General features: G+C 65.5%; 21 protein-coding genes. 9 read left to right on the top strand and 12 right to left on the bottom strand.

All coding sequences use genetic code 11. From position 1 onward, the window contains the following. The first annotated feature begins 1 nt into the window (after position 1). From miaB to hflX, 4 genes are all read left to right on the top strand, one after another. Positions 2-1,360 (top strand): tRNA (N6-isopentenyl adenosine(37)-C2)-methylthiotransferase MiaB, encoded by a 1,359-nt coding sequence (gene miaB, locus ACYVRU_RS00480; protein ID WP_461185585.1) that lies wholly within the window; start codon positions 2-4, stop codon positions 1,358-1,360. Continuing rightward, positions 1,353-2,303, top strand: coding sequence for a tRNA (adenosine(37)-N6)-dimethylallyltransferase MiaA (gene miaA, locus ACYVRU_RS00475; RefSeq protein ID WP_227069523.1), 951 nt, complete (start codon positions 1,353-1,355; stop codon positions 2,301-2,303). Before miaB ends, miaA begins: the two co-directional genes overlap by 8 nt. A 66-nt stretch (positions 2,304-2,369) precedes the next feature. Further along, a complete protein-coding gene (gene dapF, locus ACYVRU_RS00470; protein ID WP_157011611.1) occupies positions 2,370-3,293 on the top strand; it encodes a diaminopimelate epimerase in 924 nt (307 codons plus the stop codon). 155 nt (positions 3,294-3,448) lie between these two features. Further along, positions 3,449-4,771, top strand: coding sequence for a GTPase HflX (hflX, locus tag ACYVRU_RS00465; RefSeq protein ID WP_157011609.1), 1,323 nt, complete (start codon positions 3,449-3,451; stop codon positions 4,769-4,771). 119 nt (positions 4,772-4,890) lie between these two features. Here the strand turns inward: hflX and lexA are convergent, their stop codons facing one another. Then, on the bottom strand, positions 4,891-5,529 hold the full coding sequence (lexA, locus tag ACYVRU_RS00460; RefSeq protein ID WP_022739910.1) for a transcriptional repressor LexA: 639 nt from the start codon (positions 5,527-5,529) through the stop codon (positions 4,891-4,893). Positions 5,530-5,824: 295 nt separating this feature from the next. Between lexA and nrdR the strand changes: the two genes are divergently transcribed. The 5 genes from nrdR to ACYVRU_RS00435 all read left to right on the top strand — a co-directional run bounded on the left by nrdR (position 5,825) and on the right by ACYVRU_RS00435 (position 8,943). Next, positions 5,825-6,271, top strand: coding sequence for a transcriptional regulator NrdR (gene nrdR / locus ACYVRU_RS00455; protein WP_114539067.1), 447 nt, complete (start codon positions 5,825-5,827; stop codon positions 6,269-6,271). Positions 6,272-6,274: 3 nt separating this feature from the next. Further along, the gene (gene dut / locus ACYVRU_RS00450) at positions 6,275-6,709 is read left to right on the top strand and encodes a dUTP diphosphatase (protein WP_157011607.1); all 435 of its coding nucleotides are present in this window, start codon (positions 6,275-6,277) and stop codon (positions 6,707-6,709) included. Positions 6,710-6,723: 14 nt separating this feature from the next. Next, entirely contained in the window at positions 6,724-7,233 is a 510-nt protein-coding gene (locus ACYVRU_RS00445) for a hypothetical protein (RefSeq protein WP_114548354.1), read from the top strand. Between the two features lie 120 nt (positions 7,234-7,353). After that, positions 7,354-7,905, top strand: coding sequence for a hypothetical protein (locus ACYVRU_RS00440; RefSeq protein ID WP_114539069.1), 552 nt, complete (start codon positions 7,354-7,356; stop codon positions 7,903-7,905). 108 nt (positions 7,906-8,013) lie between these two features. Continuing rightward, entirely contained in the window at positions 8,014-8,943 is a 930-nt protein-coding gene (locus tag ACYVRU_RS00435) for a prenyltransferase (protein WP_278572009.1), read from the top strand. Here the strand turns inward: ACYVRU_RS00435 and gluQRS are convergent. The 11 genes from gluQRS to ACYVRU_RS00380 form a co-directional block, all read right to left on the bottom strand. After that, positions 8,940-9,893, bottom strand: a complete 954-nt coding sequence (gluQRS, locus tag ACYVRU_RS00430) for a tRNA glutamyl-Q(34) synthetase GluQRS (protein WP_461185584.1) — start codon at positions 9,891-9,893, stop codon at positions 8,940-8,942. The genes ACYVRU_RS00435 and gluQRS overlap by 4 nt on opposite strands. 38 nt (positions 9,894-9,931) lie before the next feature. Then, positions 9,932-11,317: a phenylacetate--CoA ligase family protein gene (locus ACYVRU_RS00425; RefSeq protein WP_223901035.1), complete on the bottom strand. Its 1,386-nt coding sequence runs from the start codon at positions 11,315-11,317 to the stop codon at positions 9,932-9,934. Positions 11,318-11,323: 6 nt separating this feature from the next. After that, positions 11,324-11,767, bottom strand: a complete 444-nt coding sequence (locus ACYVRU_RS00420) for an amino acid-binding protein (protein ID WP_278572015.1) — start codon at positions 11,765-11,767, stop codon at positions 11,324-11,326. A 1-nt stretch (position 11,768) separates the two neighbouring features. Beyond that, positions 11,769-12,362, bottom strand: coding sequence for an indolepyruvate oxidoreductase subunit beta (locus ACYVRU_RS00415; RefSeq protein WP_278572017.1), 594 nt, complete (start codon positions 12,360-12,362; stop codon positions 11,769-11,771). 10 nt (positions 12,363-12,372) lie between these two features. Next, positions 12,373-14,097: a thiamine pyrophosphate-dependent enzyme gene (locus ACYVRU_RS00410; protein WP_461185583.1), complete on the bottom strand. Its 1,725-nt coding sequence runs from the start codon at positions 14,095-14,097 to the stop codon at positions 12,373-12,375. A gap of 45 nt (positions 14,098-14,142) precedes the next feature. Then, the gene (locus ACYVRU_RS00405) at positions 14,143-14,586 is read right to left on the bottom strand and encodes an FHA domain-containing protein (protein WP_237974249.1); all 444 of its coding nucleotides are present in this window, start codon (positions 14,584-14,586) and stop codon (positions 14,143-14,145) included. 11 nt (positions 14,587-14,597) lie between these two features. Next, a complete protein-coding gene (locus ACYVRU_RS00400) occupies positions 14,598-16,112 on the bottom strand; it encodes a D-alanyl-D-alanine carboxypeptidase family protein (RefSeq protein ID WP_461185582.1) in 1,515 nt (504 codons plus the stop codon). Beyond that, entirely contained in the window at positions 16,099-16,530 is a 432-nt protein-coding gene (locus ACYVRU_RS00395; protein WP_022739888.1) for a hypothetical protein, read from the bottom strand. Before ACYVRU_RS00395 ends, ACYVRU_RS00400 begins: the two co-directional genes overlap by 14 nt. Then, complete coding sequence (locus ACYVRU_RS00390; RefSeq protein WP_223901040.1) at positions 16,530-17,837, bottom strand: phenylacetate--CoA ligase family protein; 1,308 nt, start codon at positions 17,835-17,837, stop codon at positions 16,530-16,532. Before ACYVRU_RS00390 ends, ACYVRU_RS00395 begins: the two co-directional genes overlap by 1 nt. Next, the gene (locus ACYVRU_RS00385) at positions 17,815-19,707 is read right to left on the bottom strand and encodes a VanW family protein (protein ID WP_237974250.1); all 1,893 of its coding nucleotides are present in this window, start codon (positions 19,705-19,707) and stop codon (positions 17,815-17,817) included. The genes ACYVRU_RS00390 and ACYVRU_RS00385 overlap by 23 nt, the downstream gene beginning before the upstream one ends. Positions 19,708-20,155: 448 nt before the next feature. Next, positions 20,156-20,842 carry a CDP-alcohol phosphatidyltransferase family protein gene (locus ACYVRU_RS00380; RefSeq protein ID WP_223901042.1) on the bottom strand — a complete coding sequence of 229 codons (687 nt, stop codon included), beginning with the start codon at positions 20,840-20,842 and terminating at the stop codon, positions 20,156-20,158. Positions 20,843-20,971: the final 129 nt, after the last annotated feature.

The raw sequence follows: 20,971 nt of genomic DNA, 5'->3' as shown, positions 1-20,971 counted from the left end.
TATGAGCAACGTCTTCGAGGGAACTCGTTTCTGCATCCACACCTTCGGCTGCCAGATGAACAAGCACGATTCCGAGCGGGTCGCCGGCATGCTGGAGGGCCTGGGCTCGCTGCCCGTCGAAACCATCGAGGAGGCGGACATCGTCGTGTTCATGACGTGCTGCGTCCGCGAGGCTGCCGACACGAGGCTCTACGGGCAGGTCGCCTCCATGAAGAACATCCCCTTGCGCGACGGCGCGCCCCTCGACAAGCGCTACATCGCCGTAGGCGGCTGCATCGGCCAGCGCGACGGCGACAAGCTGCTTGCGGCGCTTCCCCATCTCGATGTGGTTTTCGGCACTCACAATCTGGGCTCTTTGCCGGGGCTTCTCCGACGCGCCATCGAGCAGCACGGCCGCGCCGCCGAAGTGATTGAGGGGGGAGCGGAGTTCTCCTCCGCCCTGCCCACGGTGCGCGAGCACGACTGGGCGGCGTGGCTGCCCATCACTGTGGGATGCAACAATTTCTGCTCCTACTGCATCGTGCCCTACGTCCGCGGGCGCGAGAAGTCGCGGCCCCTGGACGACATCGCCGCCGAGGCGCGCTCCTATGCGGAAGCGGGCGTCAAGGAGATCACGCTGCTGGGGCAGAACGTGAACTCCTACGGGCGCGACCTCTACGGCGAGCCGCGGTTCGCGGATGTCCTTCGGGCCGTGGACGCCGCGGGCATCGAGCGGCTCCGCTTCGCGACGAGTCACCCGAAGGATCTCACCGACGAGGTCATCGGGCTGTTCGCCACGCTGCCCTCGCTCATGCCGGCGCTGCACCTTCCCGTGCAGTCGGGCTCGAACCGCATCCTCTCGGCCATGAACCGCCGCTACACCCGCGAGCACTACCTCGGCCTTATCGAGAAGCTTCGCCGCGCCCGTCCCGACATCGCCCTGTCCACGGACATCATCGTGGGATTTCCCGGCGAGACCGAAGAGAACTTCATGGACACCTATCGCCTCGTGGAGGAAGTCGGCTACAGCCAGGTGTTCACGTTCATTTACTCCAAGCGCGAGGGGACCCCTGCTGCGGAGATGGACGACGACACGCCCCGCGAGGTCATCCAGGAGCGCTTCGACCGGCTCGTGGATCTCGTCCAACGCAAGGCCTTCGAGGCGAACCAGGCAGAGCTCGGCGCCACGGTGCCCGTGCTGGTCGAGGGCACGTCCAAGCGCGACGATTCCATCTTGGCCGGCAAGAGCCCGAAGAACCAGACCGTTCACGCGCCGGTGCCCGCTGGTGCGGACGCGACGTCTTTGGTGGGGCGCATCGTGCCCGTGACCATCGAGGAAGCCCGCACCTGGTATCTCTCGGGCACGATCGTCCATGCTTGAGCTTTCCGCACCCGTCATCGCCATCGTGGGGCCCACGGCCTCGGGCAAGACCGACGCGGCCCAGATCGTCGCCGAGCGCCTCGGCGGGGAAGTGGTGAGCGCCGATTCCATGCAGATCTACCGGGGCATGGACATCGGCACGGGCAAGCTTCCCGCATCTGAGCGCCGCGTGCCCCATCACGGCTTCGATCTCGTTGATCCCGGCGAGCCCTACTCGGCGGCCCTGTTCCAGGCGTTCGCCCGGCACTGCATTCGCGATATTGACGCCCGCGGCAAGAGAGCGGTGCTCTGCGGCGGCACCGGCCAGTACGTGCAGGCGACCATCGACGACTTCGCCTTCCCCAAGGGCGACCAGGTGGAAAACCCCGTCCGCGAACGCTGGACCGCCTATGCGGAGGAACACGGCAACCAGGCCCTGTGGGAGGCGCTGGAGGCGCGCGATCCCGCAAGCGCCGCCGTCATCCACCCCAACAACGTGCGGCGCGTCGTGCGTGCCTTCGAGCTTTTGGAGGAGGGTGCCAGCTACGCCGAGCAGAAACAGCGGCTCGCCACCGTGGCGCCCTTCGTTCCAGCCGTGCAATTCGGGCTGGCCGTGGAGCCGGCTATCCTGAACGAGCGCATCGACGCCCGGGTCGATGCCATGGTGGCCGCAGGGCTCGTCGACGAGGTGCGGGGCCTGCTGGCCGCCGGATTCCGCGACGGCGTCACGGCGCCCCAGGCCATCGGATACAAGGAGATCGTCGAGGCGCTGGATGGGAACATCACGCTAGAGGAGGCCGTGCAGGCCATCAAGACGGCCACGCGCCGCTACGGCAAGCGCCAGCGTACGTGGTTCCGCCGCGATAAGCGCATCCGCTGGGTGAACGCCGATGTCGGCGATGCCGAAGCCGTGGCCGCCGAGATTCTTTCCCAGTTGGAAACATTGGACGCCTACCATGGTTGAAGCGGCCCTTCCGGGTCGTCGAGGAGAGCTTCCGCCCCCTCAATTGCCGCCTAAAAGGAGCGTCCCATGGAGTTGTCCTTCGCCAAATTGCACGGTCTCGGGAACGATTTCGTCTTCATCGACGATCGCGACTGCGCTCTTGATCTGACCGACGAGCAGGTGTCGTATCTGTGCGACCGCCACTTCGGCATCGGCGCCGACGGCGTCATCCTCGTGCGGCCGGCTCTCTCGGAAGAGGGAGACGGCTACATGCACTACATCAACGCCGACGGCACCTTGGCCCAAATGTGCGGCAACGGCGTGCGCTGCTTCGCCAAGTACCTCGTCGATCGCGAGCTGGCGGACGTTGCCTCGGGCAGCCTTGTGGCCGACACCCTGGCCGGCCCGCGCCCTATCGCCTTTTCCGTGGATGCGGAGGGGAAGATGACCGAGGCGACCGTGAACATGGGCGCGCCCATCTTGGATCCCGTGCTCGTGCCCGTCGATGCCGCGCCGGACTCCCGCGCGACCGATGGTGCGCCCTATGTGGGGCATCTGCGCCTCGATTCGCCGTGGGGAACCTTCGAATTCGTGTGCGTCTCCATGGGAAACCCCCACGCCGTCTGCCTCGTGGACGATTGGGCGGCATTGCCCGACGAGCTGTTCCCCGCTGGTGCTGAGAAATCCCTCTCGACCCTGCGCATCGATCTTCCCGGCCCCTTCTTCGAGACGCATCCCGTATTTCCCGAGAAAACCAACGTCGAGTTCGCCTCCGTCACCGATGAGGGCATCGCCATGCGCGTATGGGAGAGGGGCTGCGGCGAGACCTTGGCCTGTGGCACCGGCGCCTGCGCCACCAACACGGCCGCCTGCCTCACCGGTCGGGCCGGCAGGGAGAACGATCTCCTGTTGAGCGGCGGCCTACTGCACATCTGCTGGAACGAGGATGGCACGATATCCATGACGGGACCGGCAACGGAGAGCTTCTCGGGAACCATTGTGCTGCCGTGAGCTTCTCCGGCGCTGCTGTTGTGCTATGATAGCCCCCGTTTCACCGGCGCAACGCCGCGCCACGATTAAGGAGTGATGCTCATGCGCCTGTAACGACCACTTGCACCGCCTTCCCCTCATGGGATCCGTCGTTACTTGAAGCAAAGGAGCATGCTATGACCGAATACGAATCCGTCATCCAAAAGGGTCCGGCCACCAAGGCCGAGGAGCGCCGCGAGCGCGCCGTTCTCGTGGGCGTCGAGCGCCCGGGGCTGCCGTGGCCCTTGGAATCTTCCCTGGCCGAACTGGAACGTCTGGCCGATACGGCCGGAGCCGATGTGGTGGCCACGACGACCCAGCGCTTGGACGCGCCCAACCCGCGCACCTTCGTCGGCACGGGCAAGGCCGACGAAATCGCCGAGCTGGCACGGTCGCACGAGGCCGACCTCGTCATCTTCGACGATGAGCTGACACCTTCCCAGCAGGCCAATCTGGAGAAGGTCATGGACAAGTCCGTGAAGGTCATCGACCGTACGGCCCTCATTCTGGACATCTTCGCCCTGCACGCCACCTCCAAGGAGGGGCGTCTGCAGGTGCGTCTCGCCCAGAACCAGTACTTGTACCCGCGCCTGCGCGGCATGTGGGCCCACCTCGCTTCGAACCGCATGGGAGGCGGCGTGGGATCCCGCTTCGGTGAGGGCGAAAGCCAGCTGGAGGTGGACCGCCGCATGGTGCGCAAGCGCATCACGAGCATTCGCCGCGAGCTTGAGCGTCTGTCCGACGTGCGCTCGTTGCAGCGTGAGAGCCGGTACGGCAGCGGCATGTTCAAAGTGGCACTGGCCGGTTATACCAATGCCGGGAAAAGCTCGCTCATCAACCGGCTCACCGGAGCCGACGTGCTCAGCTACGACAAGCTCTTCGCCACGCTGGACTCCACCACCCGCAAGTTCGAACTGCCCGAGGGCCGCGAGGTCACCGTCACCGACACCGTCGGCTTCATCCAGAAGCTGCCCACCACCCTGGTCGAGGCCTTCAAGTCGACGCTCGACGAAATCACCGGAGCCGACCTCATCCTGCACGTGATCGACGCCTCCTCGCCGGAGTTCGAGGGGCAGATCGAGGCCGTGTGCGAGGTGCTCGACCAGATAGGGGCCCAGAGCATTCCCACGATCGCCACTTTCAACAAATGCGATCTGCTGGACGCCGAGACGCTGGCCGGCCTTAAAAGGCGTTATCCGAGCGCCCGGTTCGTGTCCGCCCGCTCTGGAGAGGGCATAGAGGAACTCGTGGGCGCCATCGCCCAGGCCGCCTCGTCCGCCGACGCCAAGCTGGACGTGCTCGTGCCGTACCAACGGGGGGATTTGGTATCGCTGGCCCACGAGCGCTGCCACATCATCTCCGAGAGCCACGAGGCCACGGGCACGCGCCTGCAGCTGCTCGCGGCCCCTGCCTTCGTCAGCGCGTTCTCCCCTTACCTTGTCTCGGACGTCGACGCTTGAGGAAACCACCGCTCCAGAAACGAAAGAGCGCCCCTGCTCCGGATCCTCGCATCCGGAGCAGGGGCGCTCTTGATTGACCGAAAGGGGAGGACTCGCGGCCTATCGGCGCGGCGAAGGCGCTACAGGCGCCGAAACACGGCCACCACCTTGCCGGCAATGGAGCAGTCCGTGGTGATGATGGGATCCATCGTCGAGTTCTCCGGTTGCAGGCGGATATGGTCGGCCTCGCGGAAGAAGCGCTTGACGGTGGCGCCGTCGTCGATGATGGCCACGACGATATCGCCGTTGTTGGCCACCGGCTGCTCCTTCACAACCACGTAGTCGCCATCGTTGATGCCGGCCTCGATCATGGACTCGCCGCGCACCGAGAGCATGAAGGAGGGGGCATCGCCGACGATATCGGTGGGCAGCGTGATGGTGTCGGTGATGTTCTCCTCGGCGAGAATAGGGGAGCCGGCAGCCACGTTGCCCACCAAGGGCACATTGACGAGCTTGCTGTAGGCGGCCGCGAAAGCCGTGACAGGGGAGGGAACCTCCTCGATGGGATAGGTAAGCGCGATGGAGCGGGATTTAAGGGGGTCGCGCTTGATGAAGCCCTTGTCTTCAAGTGCCTTCAAATGGACATGGACGGTGGAAGGGGAGGAGAGCCCCAAACTCTGGCACACCTCGCGCACCGTAGGACCGTAGCCCTTCTCGCGAATGCACGCTTCGATGCAGTCGAGAACCGCCTGTTGCCGCTTGGTCACTTTCTGGGTCATAGCGCATCCTTTCACAAAAGCGTACATTTGTTTGAAAAATCTCTTGACGTGAACCTTTGTTCGCTCTATTATAACTGCGAACAAAGGTTCTACGCAAGAGGTCAGGAGTAAAAAATGGCACGCATCGAATTTTCCATAGCCTTCACGCTCAGCACCATCGCGTCATTCCTCATCTTCTTCGCCTAGAGCGTCGAGGGCGGGTGTCGTGAAGGTAGCAATGTTTTGAAGAGGGGAGCGCGCTAGGTCTGATAGGGTATGATAAGCAATCAACTTATCAAAGTGAGAAGGAGAACCTATGCGCTGTCCTTCCTGTGGCTACCAGGAATCGAAAGTCGTCGACTCGCGATCGGCCGACGACGGCGCCTCTATCCGGCGCCGTCGCGAATGCCTGCAGTGCGGCACGCGATTCACCACCTACGAGCGGCTCGCCGAAAATCCCATTCTCGTCATCAAGGCCGACGGTTCATCGGAGGTCTTCAACCGCGAGAAGCTCATGCGAGGATTGCTCATCGCCTGCGCGAAACGTCCCATCACGCCCGAGAAGATCGACGGACTCATCACGAGCATCGAGGCGGAATTGCGATCGAGTCAGCGCAACGAGATCAAATCGCGCGATTTGGGCGATTTGGTACTGGCCCGTCTGGCCACTCTGGATGACGTTGCCTATATTCGCTTCGCCAGCGTCTACAAGGATTTCCAGAATGTGGAGGAGTTCTCCGAGGCCCTGAAAGAGCTGGGCTGATCCATGGACGTTCTTTTCAAGCAGCTCGACGAGACCCTGGAAGCGCCCGCCTACGCCCGTCCGGGCGATGCGGGTCTCGATTTGCGCGCCGCCGAGGGCGGCACGCTTTTGCCCTTCGAGCGGGCACTCGTGCCCTGCGGTATCGCCTTGGCCGTTCCCGAGGGCTATGCGGGGCTCATCATTCCCCGAAGCGGCCTGGCGGCACGACAGGGCATCTCCATCGTGAACGCCCCGGGCCTCATAGACAGCGGCTACCGGGGGGAGATCAAGGTGCCGCTCATCAATCTCGATCCAACGGAGGTGTTCAATTACGAAAAGGGCGAGCGCATCGCCCAACTCGTGATCATCGCTACCCCCACCATTACTTTACATAACACTTATGAGCTTCCCGAGAGCTCGCGCGGAGCGCAGGGCTTCGGAAGCAGCGGCCTTTCCTAGAAAGAGTGTCCTTTATGACCGATCACCGCGATTCGAAACCCGAAGAAACGCCCGAGCCCCAGCAGCTGGGAGCTCCGGAGACGACTCCCGAAAATCCCCAGCGACCCGAGCCGTCGACGGAGCCCTCGCAGGATCAGAGACGGGCGCTCATCGACGCCGACCTGAAATCCGCCCGCACGCTCTCGACGGTAGCCGCCATTGCAGGTCCAGTCTCCTTCATCATCGGCGGCGTGATGCTGAGCACGGTGGGCCTCGTCTGCGCCATTGTCGGCTTCGTTAAGATCAAGCACGTGATAGACGATGTCGATGGTCGCCAGAAGGTCTATGCCGCCACGGTACGCCAGACGCTTATCTGGGGTCTCGCCATCAGCGCCATTGCGCTCATCGTCAACATCGTCGGCATCGCGCTCATGATGCCCGTGCTCATGGAGGCCATGCAAACGGGAGACTTCACCTCGATCCTCGGCGAGGGCGCCACCATCACCGCGCAGCCATCCGGCGGCAGCGGCAATGCCTGGGGCTAAACACCTTCCATATACGGTAAAATGTTTCAAGTTGGAGGGCTTCTGAAAAGATTGACAAGAAAGGCTGATAATATGGATTATGTAAAATTGAAATCACGATCAACTATACAGGGTTTTATAGTGACCCTCGCTGCTCTTTTGGCGCTTTCCATTGGAATGGTCGGGTTGGCCGGTTGCTCGAGCGGCACGAGCGATGAAGACGCCATCCGCGCTTCACTCTCGTCCGAACTGGACAGCATTAAGAACATCGACGACGCGTTCGTCAACGAGTTCTCCGAGTCCATCGATATGAGCCAGCTTTCGGTCTACGGCATCGACGGCGTCGAGTTCATGAAGTCCTACCTGAGCGGCTTCGATTACACGATCGACTCGATCAATGTCGACGGCGACAGCGCCACGGCCCAGATCACCCTTACCTGCAAGAGCTATACCGGCTACCTGCAGGCGCTGCAGACGGCCGTGGACGAGGTCACCGCCGATCCCGATGCTCTTGCCGCTCTCTCCAACGATGAGATCAACCAAAAGATCGGCGAGATCGTCATCGGCTCCCTCGACGGCGTCGAGCTGGCGGCCACCCAGCCCATCACCATCACCTACACCAAGGTCGACGGCACCTGGGAGCCGGCCTCGTCCACCTCGGGCGACATCGCGGCCGCGCTGATGACCAACTAAACGCGCCGTCAACGCGCAAACCCCTTGAAGGGCGCTCCATTGGGGCGCCCTTCTTCTATAATGCCAGGTAATCGATAACGCTTCTCACGACGAAAAGAGAAATCGAACATGGGTTCCCATACGAAACCGAACAGCGGGGGAGCGACGACTCCCCTCTCCCCTCGCCTCGCTCTTCAGTTGGCCGCGCCCCATACCTGGCCGGCGGCCATCATGCCCGTGCTCGTGGCCGCCGCCTGCGCCTTGGCCAACACCGGGTCGCTGGACGTGGGCATGGCGTGGCTTCTGCTCCTCATCTGCATCCTCATGCAGGCGTCCGTGAACACCTTCAACGACTACTTCGACTTCATCAAGGGAACCGATACGGCCGAGGACAACGTGGAGGCCTCCGACTCGGTGCTCGTCTACAACGACGTCAATCCGCGCTCGGCCCTCGGGCTGGCCATCGGCTTTCTGGCCGTGGCCTTTCTGCTCGGCCTGTACGTTGTTTGGAAGACAGGCCCCGTTCCCCTCGTCATCGCGCTTATCGGAGCCGTCATCGTCGTGATGTACTCCGGAGGCAAGACGCCTCTCTCCTACCTTCCCGTCGGCGAGGCGGTGAGCGGCATCGTTATGGGCGGTCTTATTCCGCTGGCATGCTACCAGGTGCTCTCGGGCACGTTCACGTTCATGGCGCTCCTTTGGGCCGCGCCCACGATCATCGGCGTGGGCCTCATCATGATGACGAACAACACCTGCGACATCGAGAAGGACATCGAGGCATCCCGCCGCACGCTGCCGGTGCTGCTGGGCCGAGAAAAGGCGCGCACCCTCTACCACGCCCTCATGGTCGTTTGGGTTCTCGCCATCCTCGCCATCATCGGCATTTGGTTCCCCCGGGGTATCGTCGTGCTCCCCTTCTTGGCGCTCGGCTGCTACCCCCTCATGATGGGCCTGTGGAAAAATCCGCTCGCTGCGCCCACGCGCATCAGCGCCATGGGCCAGATCTGCAGCGTGAACGTGGCTCTGGGCGCATTCTACGCCGCCGCCCTCCTGCTTTAGGAGCGCCAGGGAATCTGCACGAGATCGGGCAGTCCATCGCGAAAACGCTCCAGCGAGAAGTCCTTCAGCAGCTCTTCCGGCGTCGCCGGCGCCTCTTCGGGAACAAGCCCCGCCACCGCCGCGATATGTCCGATGACGGCTCGCGGACTTCCGAACCGGGCCAGCAGCTCGTCTAAGGCCGCGTCCCGATCGCGTTTCGAGAGGCGCCGATTCTGCTCGGCCACGAGCAGCGGAACGTGCGCATAGGCGGGGTGCGGCAGCCCGAGAAGATCCTGGAGGTAGCGCTGCTGCGGCGTGGAGCAAAGCAGATCGACGCCGCGCACGACTGAATTGACGCCCTGGGCGGCATCGTCCACCACCACTGCCAGCTGGTAGGCGAACGCGCCGTCGGAGCGGCGTATGAGGAAGTCGCCGCAGTCGCGGTCGAGCTTTTGCGCGTAGTATCCCTGAACGAGGTCCTCGAAGGCGATCGTGCGGCCGTCCACGGCAACTCTCCAGCCCGGCGTGCGCCCCGCTGCCCGGCGCGCCTCCACCTCCGCGGCCGACAGATAGCGGCAGGTGCCGGCATAGACGAGCTTCTCACCCCGGTGGGGCGCCGAGGCGGCGTGAAGGTCGGCCCGCGTGCAGAAGCACGGGTACAAAAGCCCCTGGGCCTCAAGGCGCGCGAATGCCTCGGCATAGGCTTCGTCGCGATCATGCTGGAAGTACGGCCCCTCGTCCCAGAAGAGGCCCAGGGCCTCGAAATCACGCTGGATCTGATCGATGTAGGCGGCCTTCGAGCGCTCGCGGTCGAGATCCTCGATGCGCAGCACCATGCGGCCGCCCTGGGACTTCGCCACGAGCCATGCGATGAGCGCGGCGTAGATGTTGCCCGCGTGCATGCGCCCGGTCGGCGACGGCGCGAAGCGGCCGACGACGGGTGTCGCCTCTGTCGCGCCGCTTTCCGTCATAGCCAATGAAACCTTTCCGACGCAGTCTTAAAACCGGGCTACTTCTCGCGCCGGTCGTCGACGTGCTTGGCCTTGCCGATGGCACGCTCGATGCCGCCGGGCTCGACCAGGCGCACCTCTGGCGCCACGAGCAGCGTGCCCTTGAGCTTCTCGGCGATACGAGCGCGCAGGGCGTCCATGGCCTCGAAGGAGTCGCGGAAGGCCTCGGGGCGCAGCTCGGTCTCCACGATGAGCGCGTCCATGCCGCCGCGGGTCTCCACGATGATATGGTAATGGGGCGTGACCTCCTCGATGCCCGTGAGCACGTCCTCGATCTGCGAGGGGAACACGTTGGTGCCGCGGATGATGAGCATGTCGTCGGAGCGGGAGCGCACCTTGTCCATACGGGCCAGCGTGCGGCCGCAGGCGCAGGGCTCGGTGTGCACGGCGGTCAGATCGTGGGTGCGGTAGCGCAGCACGGGAATGCCCTGCTTGCAAAGGGGCGTGAGCACGAGCTCCCCCATCTCGCCCTCGCCCACCGGCTCACCGGTTTCCGGATCGATGACCTCCCACAGGAAGTGATCCTCGGCGATGTGCTGCTGGTAGCGCTCGGCCAGACACTCGCCGGACACCCCCGGCCCCATGACCTCGGTGAGGCCGTAGTTGTCGGTGCAGACGATGTGCATGCGTCGCTCGATCTCGGCTTTCAGGCCCGGCGGACAGGGCTCGCCGCCGAAAAGGCCCACGCGCAGGGGGGACTTCTCCCAATCGTAGCCCATCTTCTCCCCCACCTCGCAGATGTGCATGGCGTAGGAGGGCGTGGCCACGAGCACGGTGGTGCCGTAGTCCTCGATCATCTGGATATGGCGCTCGGTGTTGCCCGAGCCCGCGGGGATCATGGCGCAGCCCAGGCGCTGCAGCCCGTAGTGCAGGCCGAAACCGCCGGTGAACATGCCGTAGCCGAAGGCCATCTGGGCGATGTCCCCGGGCACGACGCCGGCCATCTGCACGAGGCGGGCGATGCACTCGCTCCACATGTCCATGTCGTCGTCGGTGTAGCCCACCACCACGGGCTTTCCGGTGGTGCCCGACGAGGAGTGCAGCTCGCGGATGTCGTCCAGCGGCACCGCAAACAGGCCGAAGGGGAAGGTCTCGCGCAGCACGGCCTTGTCGGTGAAGGGGAGCTTGCGCACGTCCTCGAGCGTCTGGATGTCGCTCGGCGCCACGCCCATCTCGTCCAGCTTCTGGCGGTAGTAGGGCACGCGCTCGTAGGCATAGGCCACGGTCTCCTTCAGCTTCTCCAGCTGCAGGGCGCGAATCTCCTCGCGGGAGGCGCATTCGATTTCCGGCTTGTAAATGGGCAGGGCGTCGAACCGTCCCGCTTCGGCGGCGGCCAGCGCCGCGCCCTTCTTTGTCACGTCGATGGGATCCATTGCCTCGCTCATGCGCTCTTACGCCTCCTTCGCGGCGCGCTCGGCGACGATGCGCGCGATGTCCTCTTGGGAAATGAGCTCCACCGGCTCATCGGCCAGAAGCGCCTGGGCGCGCTCCGGCTCGCTTGTGGAGAGCACGATATAGGTGGAGATCATGGAATAGCTGTAGACCACGTTGATGCCGCATTTGGCGAGCACACCCATGACCCGCGAGAGCTCGCCGGGCTCGTCGACGAGCTTCAGGCAGATGACCGGCGAAACGACGCAGGCGCAGCCGGCGCCCTTAAGCGCCTCCATGGCCGCCTCCGGCTTATCGACGATAAAGCGGAGGATGCCGTACCCCCCCGTGTCGGCGGCGGAGAAGCCGCGCACGGAGACGCCGGCGCCCTCGAAGAGGTCGAGCACCCGGTTCATGTGCCCCGGGCGGCTGTTGGCGAATACGCTGATCTGGGAAACGGTCATGCTATTTTCCCTCCTCGTTCTCGATGACGGCTCGGCCCGCGCGCAGGGCGGCGAGGTTCGCCTCGACGGTCTTCTGCGGCACGCGCTCGGCCACGGTCTCCTCCCACACCTCGACGGGAATGTCGAGCCGGGCCGCCAAGGCCCCCACGAGCACCACATTGGCGCATTTGGCGTTGCCGGCCGCGCGCGCAATGGCATCGGCGTCGATGAGCAGCGCCCCCGCCTCGCGCAGGCGCTCCCGGGCGTTCCCGGGCATCGAGGCGGCGCCGGTGAGTACCGGCAGGGGCCGAATGGCCACATCGTTGACGATGAGCGAGCCGCCCTCCTTGAGCTGGGGCAGATTGCGGAGGGCCTCGGTGGTTTCGAAGGCGACGACGACATCGGCGCATCCCGCGTCCGATACCATGGATTTCACGTCCTCGCCCACGCGAACCACCGTGGTGACGGCGCCGCCGCGCTGGGCCATGCCGTGGATCTCCGACACCTTCACCTGCAGATTCGCCTTCATGCAGCTGAAAGCGAGCAAATCGGCGGCGAGGATGGTTCCCTGGCCGCCCACACCGCACAAGAGCACGGTCTTAGTGGCATTTTCCATGAACGGCCTCCTATTCCTTGACGATGGCGTCGAAGCGGCAGTACTGGGTGCAGTGGCCGCAGCCGATGCACAGCGCGGAATCGATGAGCGCACGGCCCGTCTCGTCGCGGCCGAGGGCCGGACAGCCCAACGTGACGCAGGCGCCGCAGGCCGTGCAGGAGTCGCTCACGAACAGCGGCGGCTCTACGTGGCGCTCGAGCAGCACGCAGGGCGAGCGGAACACGATGACCGAGATGTCGTCGCTGCCCGTGGCCTCCTTGAGGGCCCGTCGCACGGCGGCGGCATCGTTGGGATCGACCACGCGCACATCCTCGACGCCGAGGGCAGCCACCACGGCCTCGATGTTCAACTCGCGGCTGGGCCGGTTCTGCAGGGTCACGCCGTTGAAGGGGTTGCCCTGGCGCCCCGTCATAGCGGTGGTGCGGTTGTCGAGCACGCACACCGTGCCGGCGCCGCGGTTGTACACCGTGGAGATGAGCGAGCTTAGGCCCGAATGGGCGAACGTGGAGTCCCCGATGACGGCGACGATGGGACGATGCTCCGTGTCGGCCAGCGCCAGCTCGAAGCCGTGGGCCATGGAGACCGAGGCCCCCATGTCCACCGTGGTGTCCATGGCCGAAAGCGGCGGCAGGGCGCCCAAGGTATAGCAGCCGATGTCGCCGGTCACGATGGCCCGCATCCTCGAGAGCTCCTTGAACACGAGGCGATGGGGGCATCCCGGACACAGCGCCGGAGGGCGTCCCGGCAGATCGGTCGCAGCCGGCGCATGGGGCGGCTGCTCAAGGCCGAAGGCCGCGCGCACGAGCCCCGGCGACAGCTCGCCGGCCCGCGGCAGGGGGCACGGCGTCTCGCTCACCGGCACCCCGCAGGCCCGCACGGCGTCTTTGAGGTACTCCGAGCCCTCCTCCACGACGTACACGGCTTCGACGGAGTCGGCGAAATCGCGCAGCGCGGCCGCGGGAAGGGGCCAGGTGACCCCGAGTTTGAAGATGCTCGCGTCCGGGAGCGCCTCGGCCACGTGCTGGTAGGCCGCGCCGGCGCAGACGATGCCGATGGCGCCCTTCCCTTCCCTCACCTCGTTGTAGGGGCAGGTTTCCACCCACTGGCGCAGCTTATCGATGCGATCCAGCTGCACGAGGCGGCGCGGCTTGGCGAAGGCGGGCATCATGACCCACTTCGCCGGATTCTTCTCATAGGGCCTCGCCGGCGCCTCGGCGCGCTCCCCTGCCTCGACGGGCGTCTTCGTGTGGGAGATGCGCACGCTGGAGCGGATGATCACCGGCACGTCGAAGCGCTCGGAGATATCGTAGGCCTCGCGGGTGAAGCGCAAAGCCTCGGCGGAGTCGGCCGGATCGAGGCACGGGATGGCGGCGGCCTGAGCGTAGTAGTGCGAGTCCTGCTCGTTCTGGGAGGAGTACATGCCCGGGTCGTCGGCTGCCAAGATGACCATACCGCCGCCCACGCCGGTGTAGGCGGCCGTGAACAGCGGGTCGGCCGCCACGTTCACGCCCACGTGCTTCATGGTGGCGAGCACCCGCGCGCCGGCGGCCGAGGCCCCGATGCCCACTTCCACGGCCACCTTCTCGTTCACGCACCACTCGGCGTAGACGCCCTCCTTCTTGGCGAAGGCCTCCAGCGTCTCCGTCGACGGCGTGCCCGGGTAGGCCACGCCGATGGTGCAGCCCGCCTCCCAGGCTCCCTGGGCGATGGCCTCGTTGCCGCTCATCAGCTCCATATGTCTCTTCCTCTCCCTTCGGCGCCCGCCGTCGCGTGCGCGGCCCTAATTCTCCTCGTACTGCATGCAGAAGGTGCCGATCTGAATGAAGTCGCCCGGACGCAGCGCACGAGCCTCCACGGAATCGTTGTTCACCCACACGCCGTTGAACGAGTTGGCGTCGCGGATGACGTAGCAGCCGTTCTCCTGCTCGATGGTGGCGTGCATGCGCGAGACGGTCATGTCGTTCAGGAAGATCGTGCACTGGGGACTGCGACCGATGGTGACGGGCTCGCCTGTGAGCACGAAGCTGATGCCCACTTGCGGACCCCGCACGACGTTGAGCGTCGCACGGGCCGGGGCGCTCTCCTCAACGGTTGTGGCCGGCGTCTCGCTCATGACGAGCGGCTGCATGGCCTGCGTGGCGCCGAGCAGCTTGAATCCGCAGGTGGGACACACGGTGTCGTTCAGTGAAATCTCGTGGGAACAAACGGGGCAGCGCTCGCTCATGGCCCACCTCCTTACTCGTTGGCGGCGTCTGCGGCGCCCGCGCCCGCGCCGCTTGGGGCACCGTCGGCGGGAGCGTCGTCTGAGACGCCTGCGGCGATGGCCGCAACGGACTGATGATCCTCGCGAGAGGATGACTTGCTGTAGATGAGGGGCGTCTCGTTGACGACCTCAGTCGGCGCCGGGGCGTCGTTGCCCCACAGCCGGTTCCACCAGATGCCGATGCCCTCGAGAAAACCGGGGGCCGGCGAATCCTCGCAGGCGATGAGGTCCTGGGAGGCGACAAGTTCGTTGCCCTGGTAGAAGTTGGCGACGCCCACGACATCCCCCGCGGCAACCGAACCGGTCAGCTCCTCGGCGACGATCTCCTGGCTCACATTGCCCTCGGGCGCGAACACCTCGACGGCGGCCGAGGGATCGGCGAAGGTGGCCGCCACCGTGCGGTCCGGCCACGCGCTGTGGGACACGCGGGCGATGAGCGGCACCTCGGCACCGCCGTCAGCTGCAGAGGCCACGGTCTCGGGGCTGTGGGCCAGCGCATAGCTCACACGGTTGTCGTAGACCCAGTTGAACAGCGTCTCGGTATCCTGGAAGCGCGCGTCCTCGGAGGGCGAGCCCAACACGATGGCGTACAGAAGGCCGTCGCCGCGATCGCACGCGCCGGCGAAGGAGTTGCCCGCCGCCTCGGTGTAGCCGGTCTTGATGCCGCAGGCTCCCTCGTAGGTGCCGAGCAGACGATCGGTGGATTGAAGGTCGATGACCTGGGGCTTGCCGTCGGCGCGCGTGATGGTGATCTGGGCGGACTCCTTCGACACGATGGAGCGGAACGTCTCGTTTCCCATGGCGTAGGCGCTCATGAGGGCGACATCGCGGGCGCAGCTGTACATTTCGTTGTCGTAGGCGCCGATGTCGAGCCCATGGGGGTTGGAGAACAGCGTCTCGGTCATCCCGAGCTCGGCCGCCTTGGCGTTCATGGCCGCCACGAAGGCCTCGTTGGCGGTCTGCGAATCGTCGGTCTTCATCCCCTCGCCCAAAGTCTCGGCGATGGCGATGGCGGCGTCGTTGCCCGAGGGGATCATGAGCCCCGCGAGCGCCGCCTCAAGGGTGAGCGTGTCGCCCGCCCACAGGCTCGCCGACGACTCGCCCACCGAGGCGGCCTCCTGGCTCACCGTCACCGTGCTGTCCAGGGGTACGCCGGAGTCCAGCGCGACGATGGCGGTCATGATCTTGGTGATGGAGGCGATGTGCGACCGCTCGAGGGCGCCCCGCGAGAAGAGCACCGTGCCCTCGTCGTCCATGACCAGCGCGAAGGTCGCCGTGACGTTCGGACAGGCAACCGCCGGCAGCCCGCGCGCCTCGACGGAGGCGCCCAGGATCTCGTCGGTGCCGCGCACGTCGGCGAAGGCCCGTGCCGGCGCGCCCAAAGGCAGCGCCAGCAGCAGAGCCAAAGCGAAGCCGAGCGCCCGCCTTGACAGACGGGCGCCGCTTTGGTGCGCACTGCCGTTTTCGATGGGGCTAAGCAGGGTCAACGCAGTAAACCTCTTCCGGAGCCAGAACGGCGAAGCCCGCCTCGGCGAGAACCGCCTCGGCACCGTCGCCCTCGATCTTCAGCACGTCGACGGCCTTGCCGTCAGCGGTGCAGAAGCAGTAGCCGTACTCGATGTTCATCGAGGCCCCTTGGCAGAATCCGAGAAGATCGGCCAAAGTGCCGGGAGCATCCTCGACGGACACGGCGATGACCGGCGTGAGCGAGGCGCGGAAGCCTGCCTGCCCCAGCACCTCCACCGCGCGTTTCGGTGTGTCACAGAAGATGCGGACGATGCCGAAATCGGCGGTGTCGGCGATGAACAGGGCCTTCATGTTGATGTCGGCATCGGCCAACGTGCGGCAGGCCGCGGCGAGCCGCCCCTTCTCGTTGGCGAGAAAAACGGTGAGCTGCGAAATCATTACTGGTTCTCCCCTCTCAGGTCGATGACGCGCTTGGCCTTGCCCTCGGAGCGCGCGATGGTCTTGGGCTCCACGAACTTGATGTCGACGGCCACCTGCAAGTTGCTCTTGAGGGCCGCGGCCAGGCGGTTGCGCAGATCCTCCAGGCGGCGCACCTCGTCGATCGGGAAGTCGGGCTCAGTTTCCACCTGCAGCTCCACGTGGTCGAGCGGGCCGTTCATGGTGAGGATGATCTGGTACTGGGTGGCGATCTCCGGGAACTCGGTGATGACCTGCTCGATCTGGGACGGGAACACGTTCACGCCGCGGATGATGAGCATGTCGTCGGTGCGGCCCAGAAGGCGCCCGATCTTGCGATGGGTGCGCCCGCACGCGCACGGCTCGGCGTTGATGGTGGTGACGTCGCGGGTGCGGTAGCGGATCATCGGCGAGCACTCGCGGGTCAGCGTCGTGATGACGAGCTCGCCCACTTCGCCGTCAGGAAGGACTTCCAGCGTCTCGGGGTCGACGATCTCGCAGTAGAACTGGTCCTCGGCGATGTGCAGGCCGCCGCGCTCGGCGCATTCCATGGCCACGCCCGGGCCCATGATCTCGGAGAGGCCGTACACATCGCAGTACTGGATGCCCAGCTTGTCGGCGATCTCCTGGCGCATGTTCTCCGAGCAGGGCTCGGCGCCGAAGATGCCGCCGGAGATTTGGAACTCGGTGGCCGGGTCATAGCCCATCTCGATGGCCGTATCGGCGATGAGCAGGGCGTAGGAGGGAGTGCAGGCCAGGATGTCGGTCTTGCAGTCCTTGAGCATCTGCACCTGGCGCTTGGTGTTGCCCGACGAGGTGGGGATGACGGTGCAGCCCATGGCCTCGCCGCCGGCATGAGCTCCCAAGCCTCCCGTGAACAGGCCGTAGCCGTAGGACACCTGGATGGTGGAGTTCTCGTCGCCGCCCACCATGGCAATGCCGCGGGCGAAGCAGTCGCCCCAGTTCGCGAGGTCGTTGGCGGTATGCCCCACCACCGTCGCCTGGCCCGTGGTGCCGGATGAGGCGTGGATACGGGCCACGTCGGCGTTCTCGCGGGCGAACATGCCGAAGGGGTAGTTGTCGCGCATGTCCTGCTTCACGACGAAGGGGAACTTGGCGATGTCCTCGAGGCTCGTGAGGTCGTCGGGGGTCACGCCCGCCGCGTCGAAGCGCTCGCGGTACAGCGGCACGTTCTCGTAGGCGTTGCGCAGCGACTCCCGCATGCGCTCAAGCTGCAGTTCGCGCAGCTCCTCGCGGGGCATCGTCTCAATCTCCGGTTGAAAGAACACTGGCTTCCTCCTTGTCCGTAGCTTCTTTATCGGTATCTTCTCTCTCGCGTGTCGGCGTGTTCGGCCCCACGACGGTCACCTCGTCGATGGGGGCGTAGTTGGAGGTGAAATCCTCTTCATGAAGCACGTTGCCCGCACGGTCGCGGACGGTGCGATGCACGGTCACGCTGCGCCCGTCAGCTCCGGCGGTCTTGACGTAGCGCGTGCCCTCAGGCTCGCTCTCGTCGACTTTGGTGCGCTTCTTGAAGGGCTCTCCGGTCTCCCAATCGCCGGTCTGCGTGGAGACCACGTAGCCGGGATCGATACCGTACAGTGTAACGGTTAGGCTGGAATCGGTGTAGCGCGAGCGCATCAAAACATCCGAAGTGCCGTCATTGACCCATGTAAGGTCGAGGTCGGGGTACGCGATAGCGGCATCGCGGCCCGTGGGATAGCTAGAGATGTAGAGCGAGTGGTTGCGCCGCTCGGTCACGGGATAGCCCGCCTCATAGACCGCGTTGAACACCGTGGTGGCCACCTGGCAGATGCCGCCGCCGATGGCGTCGTCGTACTCGCCGTTGATGATGGCATGGGCCGCCTGGAACCCTGCCTCCTCGTTCGCCTCGCCCACCGTGTCGTTGAACGACCACTCCCCTCCGTCGGCCCGGGCGATGGAGTTGTTCAGCAAGTCGGCCGCCGCGTGTATGTTGTGGCGCCGATTGGCCGTGGAGGGGCTGTCGTTGTACTCGGTCGTGAACGAGGAGATCGGGGCGATAAGGCCCATCTCGAGCGCTTCGTCGAAGGTGGTCCGGGACGGAGCCTCGCCCCACTGGATGGCGATGGAAGGCGCATCGGAGCCGGCCGCCTCACTGCCGAACAGGGCGCTTTGGGCCTGCGCCGCCGCATCGGCGGTATGGGGATAGCGCGAGCCCTCGCGGGCGCTGACCCATACCTCGCCGCCGTCGACGTCGAACGACACCGTGGCCGCCGAGGTGTAGCCAGCGTCGCGAATGAGCCCGAGCAGCCCCGAGGCCGCCTCGGTCTCGTCGAGGTAGGGAACCAGGGCGAAACCCTCCCCGCGCTCTTCCACCCGGGTGCGCACCCACGCGCCCAGATCCGCCGCCCCCAGCGGCCACTCGGTCCGCTCGAAGGAGAAGGTGCAGCCCCGATCGAGGGCCTCCTGAACCTCGTCGGCGACCCGGGTGGCCTCATCGGCGCCGATGCGCACGTCCGCCTCATCGGGCGTCGCCACGATGACGACCTTGCCGGACGCCTCGCCGAGAAATCCCTCGGAGAGCTGACGGGCCACCGAGGCGCGGTCGACGGCCTTGCCGCCGTGGCCCTCGGTGACCGATACCGCGCCCTGATCGATGGCGATGCCGTAATCGAGGCGCGGCTCGCCAGCAGATTCATCGATGGAGGAGCACAGCGCCTCCAAGGCCTCCTCGTCGAAGGAAAGGGCGACGTCGACGGAAACGCCGTTGCGCGCCGCCTCCATACGCTCCGCAAGACCGCCTTCTCGGCCCACAGCGAAGGCACGGGAGACCGCCTCGTTTACGGGAAGCCTCGCGCCCAGCGTGCCGCTCTCGGCGACCCACACCTGCTTGTTGGCCCGGGCTTCCTCTAAAGAGAGCTGCTCGGCCTGGGCGTCCTGCTCGGCAAGCTCGCTTTCCACATCAAGGGTGTCGCGTGCCTCCTCGCTGGCGAAGATAAGCGCCCGGCCATCGGCAACGCGGGACTTGTAGAAGGAGCTCACGACGCGACGGGCCTCCTCCTCGGTCATGCCGGAGACATCCACCGCGCCCACCGACACGCCATCGTAGATGCGGGAGCCGTTGACCGCGCCGTCGATGGCCCAGGCGCCGCCGACGAGCGCGAAAAGCGCCAGCACGGCCGCCAGGACAATGCGGGACCTCGCGAAGTGACGCTTGGCGGCAGGACGGTTCGAAGCTCCGGAGTGGCCTGCCGCCGTGCTTCGCGGGGCGCCGGGGTTGCGCGGAGCCTTGGCCTGCGAAACCGTGGCGCGAGAACGATTCGACGGAGATGCGGCACGGCGCGCTGTCGTCGCGCCGCCACCGCGCTTCGCCGTGGCGCCGGCGGCCGCGCCACCGTTGCGCGGGGTTACCGCCTTCGAAGTGCTCTTCGGTCTTGTTGCGGCCCGCGCCGACGGACGAGATGCGGATGAGGAGGGTCGAGCAGAGGAAGACTGCGCTGTTGCGGAAGGAGACGATCGAACGGTGCCCTTCGGACGAGAAACGCGGTTCGAAGGCATGACGATGCGCCGCTCGGCCCTCGCCCGCGCACGGCGCTCCTCGCTGCTCGGACGCTCGTCGGAGGGCCTACGCGTCGCCATGGGCGCTCGAACTTTCCGAAGCGGCCTCCTTGCGGTGTCTCAGCTCGGCGGCCAGGGCGCGCGCCGCCGCCACGGTGTAGTAGATAGTGACGCCAAGAGACAGGATGAGCCCCGCGTAGATGAACCAGATGCCCCAGGAGACGGCCTCGCCGTTGAACCCGGGCAACCAGGAGATGTCGCACCAGCCCAAACCGGGGATGAGCGGCGCGTTCAAGAGAAGCCCGGCAAAGCCGATGAACAGAAACGTCGTGGCGAACTTCCCCGGATAGATGACGGGCACGCGGATGCGGTAGCGCGACAAAAGCCACGCCCCCCCGATGAGCAGGTAGGCGTCGCGCAGCACCACGACGACGATGACCCACAAGGGAATGCGGCCGACGAGGAACACGCCGAGGACGCCGGTGATCATGAGGATGCGATCCACCGCAGGATCGAGGATCTGCCCCAGCTTCGACACCGTGTGGGTGCGGCGGGCCAGCTGTCCATCGATGAAGTCGCTGGCGGCAGCAGCGGCAAAGACAAGCGTGGCAGCCAGGTTGAAGCCGGACAGCAGAAGCCACAGGTACACAGGCACGAGGCACAGGCGCACGAAGGAGACGACGTTGGCCGCCGTGAAGATCTCGCTTGTCACCTGCTCGGGGATCCCTTCCCCATCTCGCTGCCCTTCGGCCATGAGGCGTCCTGCTCCTTCCCTACAAAAACCGGACCCTCGTCGAGGGTCCGGCGCACGTGCCGATAACGGCATATTTTAGCAGAGCGGCAAGCCCTTCTCAGACTCACCACGAAACTTAACGAGCGGTTA

The sequence above is a fragment of the Adlercreutzia sp. CNCM I-6216 genome (assembly GCF_977113345.1).
Note: the sequence above shows the minus strand (reverse complement) of the source record. Positions and strands in the feature narration are given on the sequence as shown.

Excerpts from the sequence above, each read along its gene's own strand:
- gluQRS (WP_461185584.1), bottom strand. The coding sequence starts at position 9,893 with ATGACGGAAAGCGGCGCGACAGAGGCGACACCCGTCGTCGGCCGCTTC.
- ACYVRU_RS00415 (WP_278572017.1), bottom strand. The coding sequence starts at position 12,362 with ATGGAAAATGCCACTAAGACCGTGCTCTTGTGCGGTGTGGGCGGCCAG.
- ACYVRU_RS00405 (WP_237974249.1), bottom strand. The coding sequence starts at position 14,586 with ATGAGCGAGCGCTGCCCCGTTTGTTCCCACGAGATTTCACTGAACGAC.
- lexA (WP_022739910.1), bottom strand. The coding sequence starts at position 5,529 with ATGACCCAGAAAGTGACCAAGCGGCAACAGGCGGTTCTCGACTGCATC.
- ACYVRU_RS00445 (WP_114548354.1), top strand. The coding sequence starts at position 6,724 with ATGACCGATCACCGCGATTCGAAACCCGAAGAAACGCCCGAGCCCCAG.
- ACYVRU_RS00410 (WP_461185583.1), bottom strand. The coding sequence starts at position 14,097 with ATGGAGCTGATGAGCGGCAACGAGGCCATCGCCCAGGGAGCCTGGGAG.
- ACYVRU_RS00395 (WP_022739888.1), bottom strand. The coding sequence starts at position 16,530 with ATGATTTCGCAGCTCACCGTTTTTCTCGCCAACGAGAAGGGGCGGCTC.
- miaB (WP_461185585.1), top strand. The coding sequence starts at position 2 with ATGAGCAACGTCTTCGAGGGAACTCGTTTCTGCATCCACACCTTCGGC.
- nrdR (WP_114539067.1), top strand. The coding sequence starts at position 5,825 with ATGCGCTGTCCTTCCTGTGGCTACCAGGAATCGAAAGTCGTCGACTCG.
- dut (WP_157011607.1), top strand. The coding sequence starts at position 6,275 with ATGGACGTTCTTTTCAAGCAGCTCGACGAGACCCTGGAAGCGCCCGCC.
- ACYVRU_RS00380 (WP_223901042.1), bottom strand. The coding sequence starts at position 20,842 with ATGGCCGAAGGGCAGCGAGATGGGGAAGGGATCCCCGAGCAGGTGACA.
- miaA (WP_227069523.1), top strand. The coding sequence starts at position 1,353 with ATGCTTGAGCTTTCCGCACCCGTCATCGCCATCGTGGGGCCCACGGCC.
- ACYVRU_RS00435 (WP_278572009.1), top strand. The coding sequence starts at position 8,014 with ATGGGTTCCCATACGAAACCGAACAGCGGGGGAGCGACGACTCCCCTC.
- hflX (WP_157011609.1), top strand. The coding sequence starts at position 3,449 with ATGACCGAATACGAATCCGTCATCCAAAAGGGTCCGGCCACCAAGGCC.
- ACYVRU_RS00425 (WP_223901035.1), bottom strand. The coding sequence starts at position 11,317 with ATGAGCGAGGCAATGGATCCCATCGACGTGACAAAGAAGGGCGCGGCG.
- dapF (WP_157011611.1), top strand. The coding sequence starts at position 2,370 with ATGGAGTTGTCCTTCGCCAAATTGCACGGTCTCGGGAACGATTTCGTC.
- ACYVRU_RS00420 (WP_278572015.1), bottom strand. The coding sequence starts at position 11,767 with ATGACCGTTTCCCAGATCAGCGTATTCGCCAACAGCCGCCCGGGGCAC.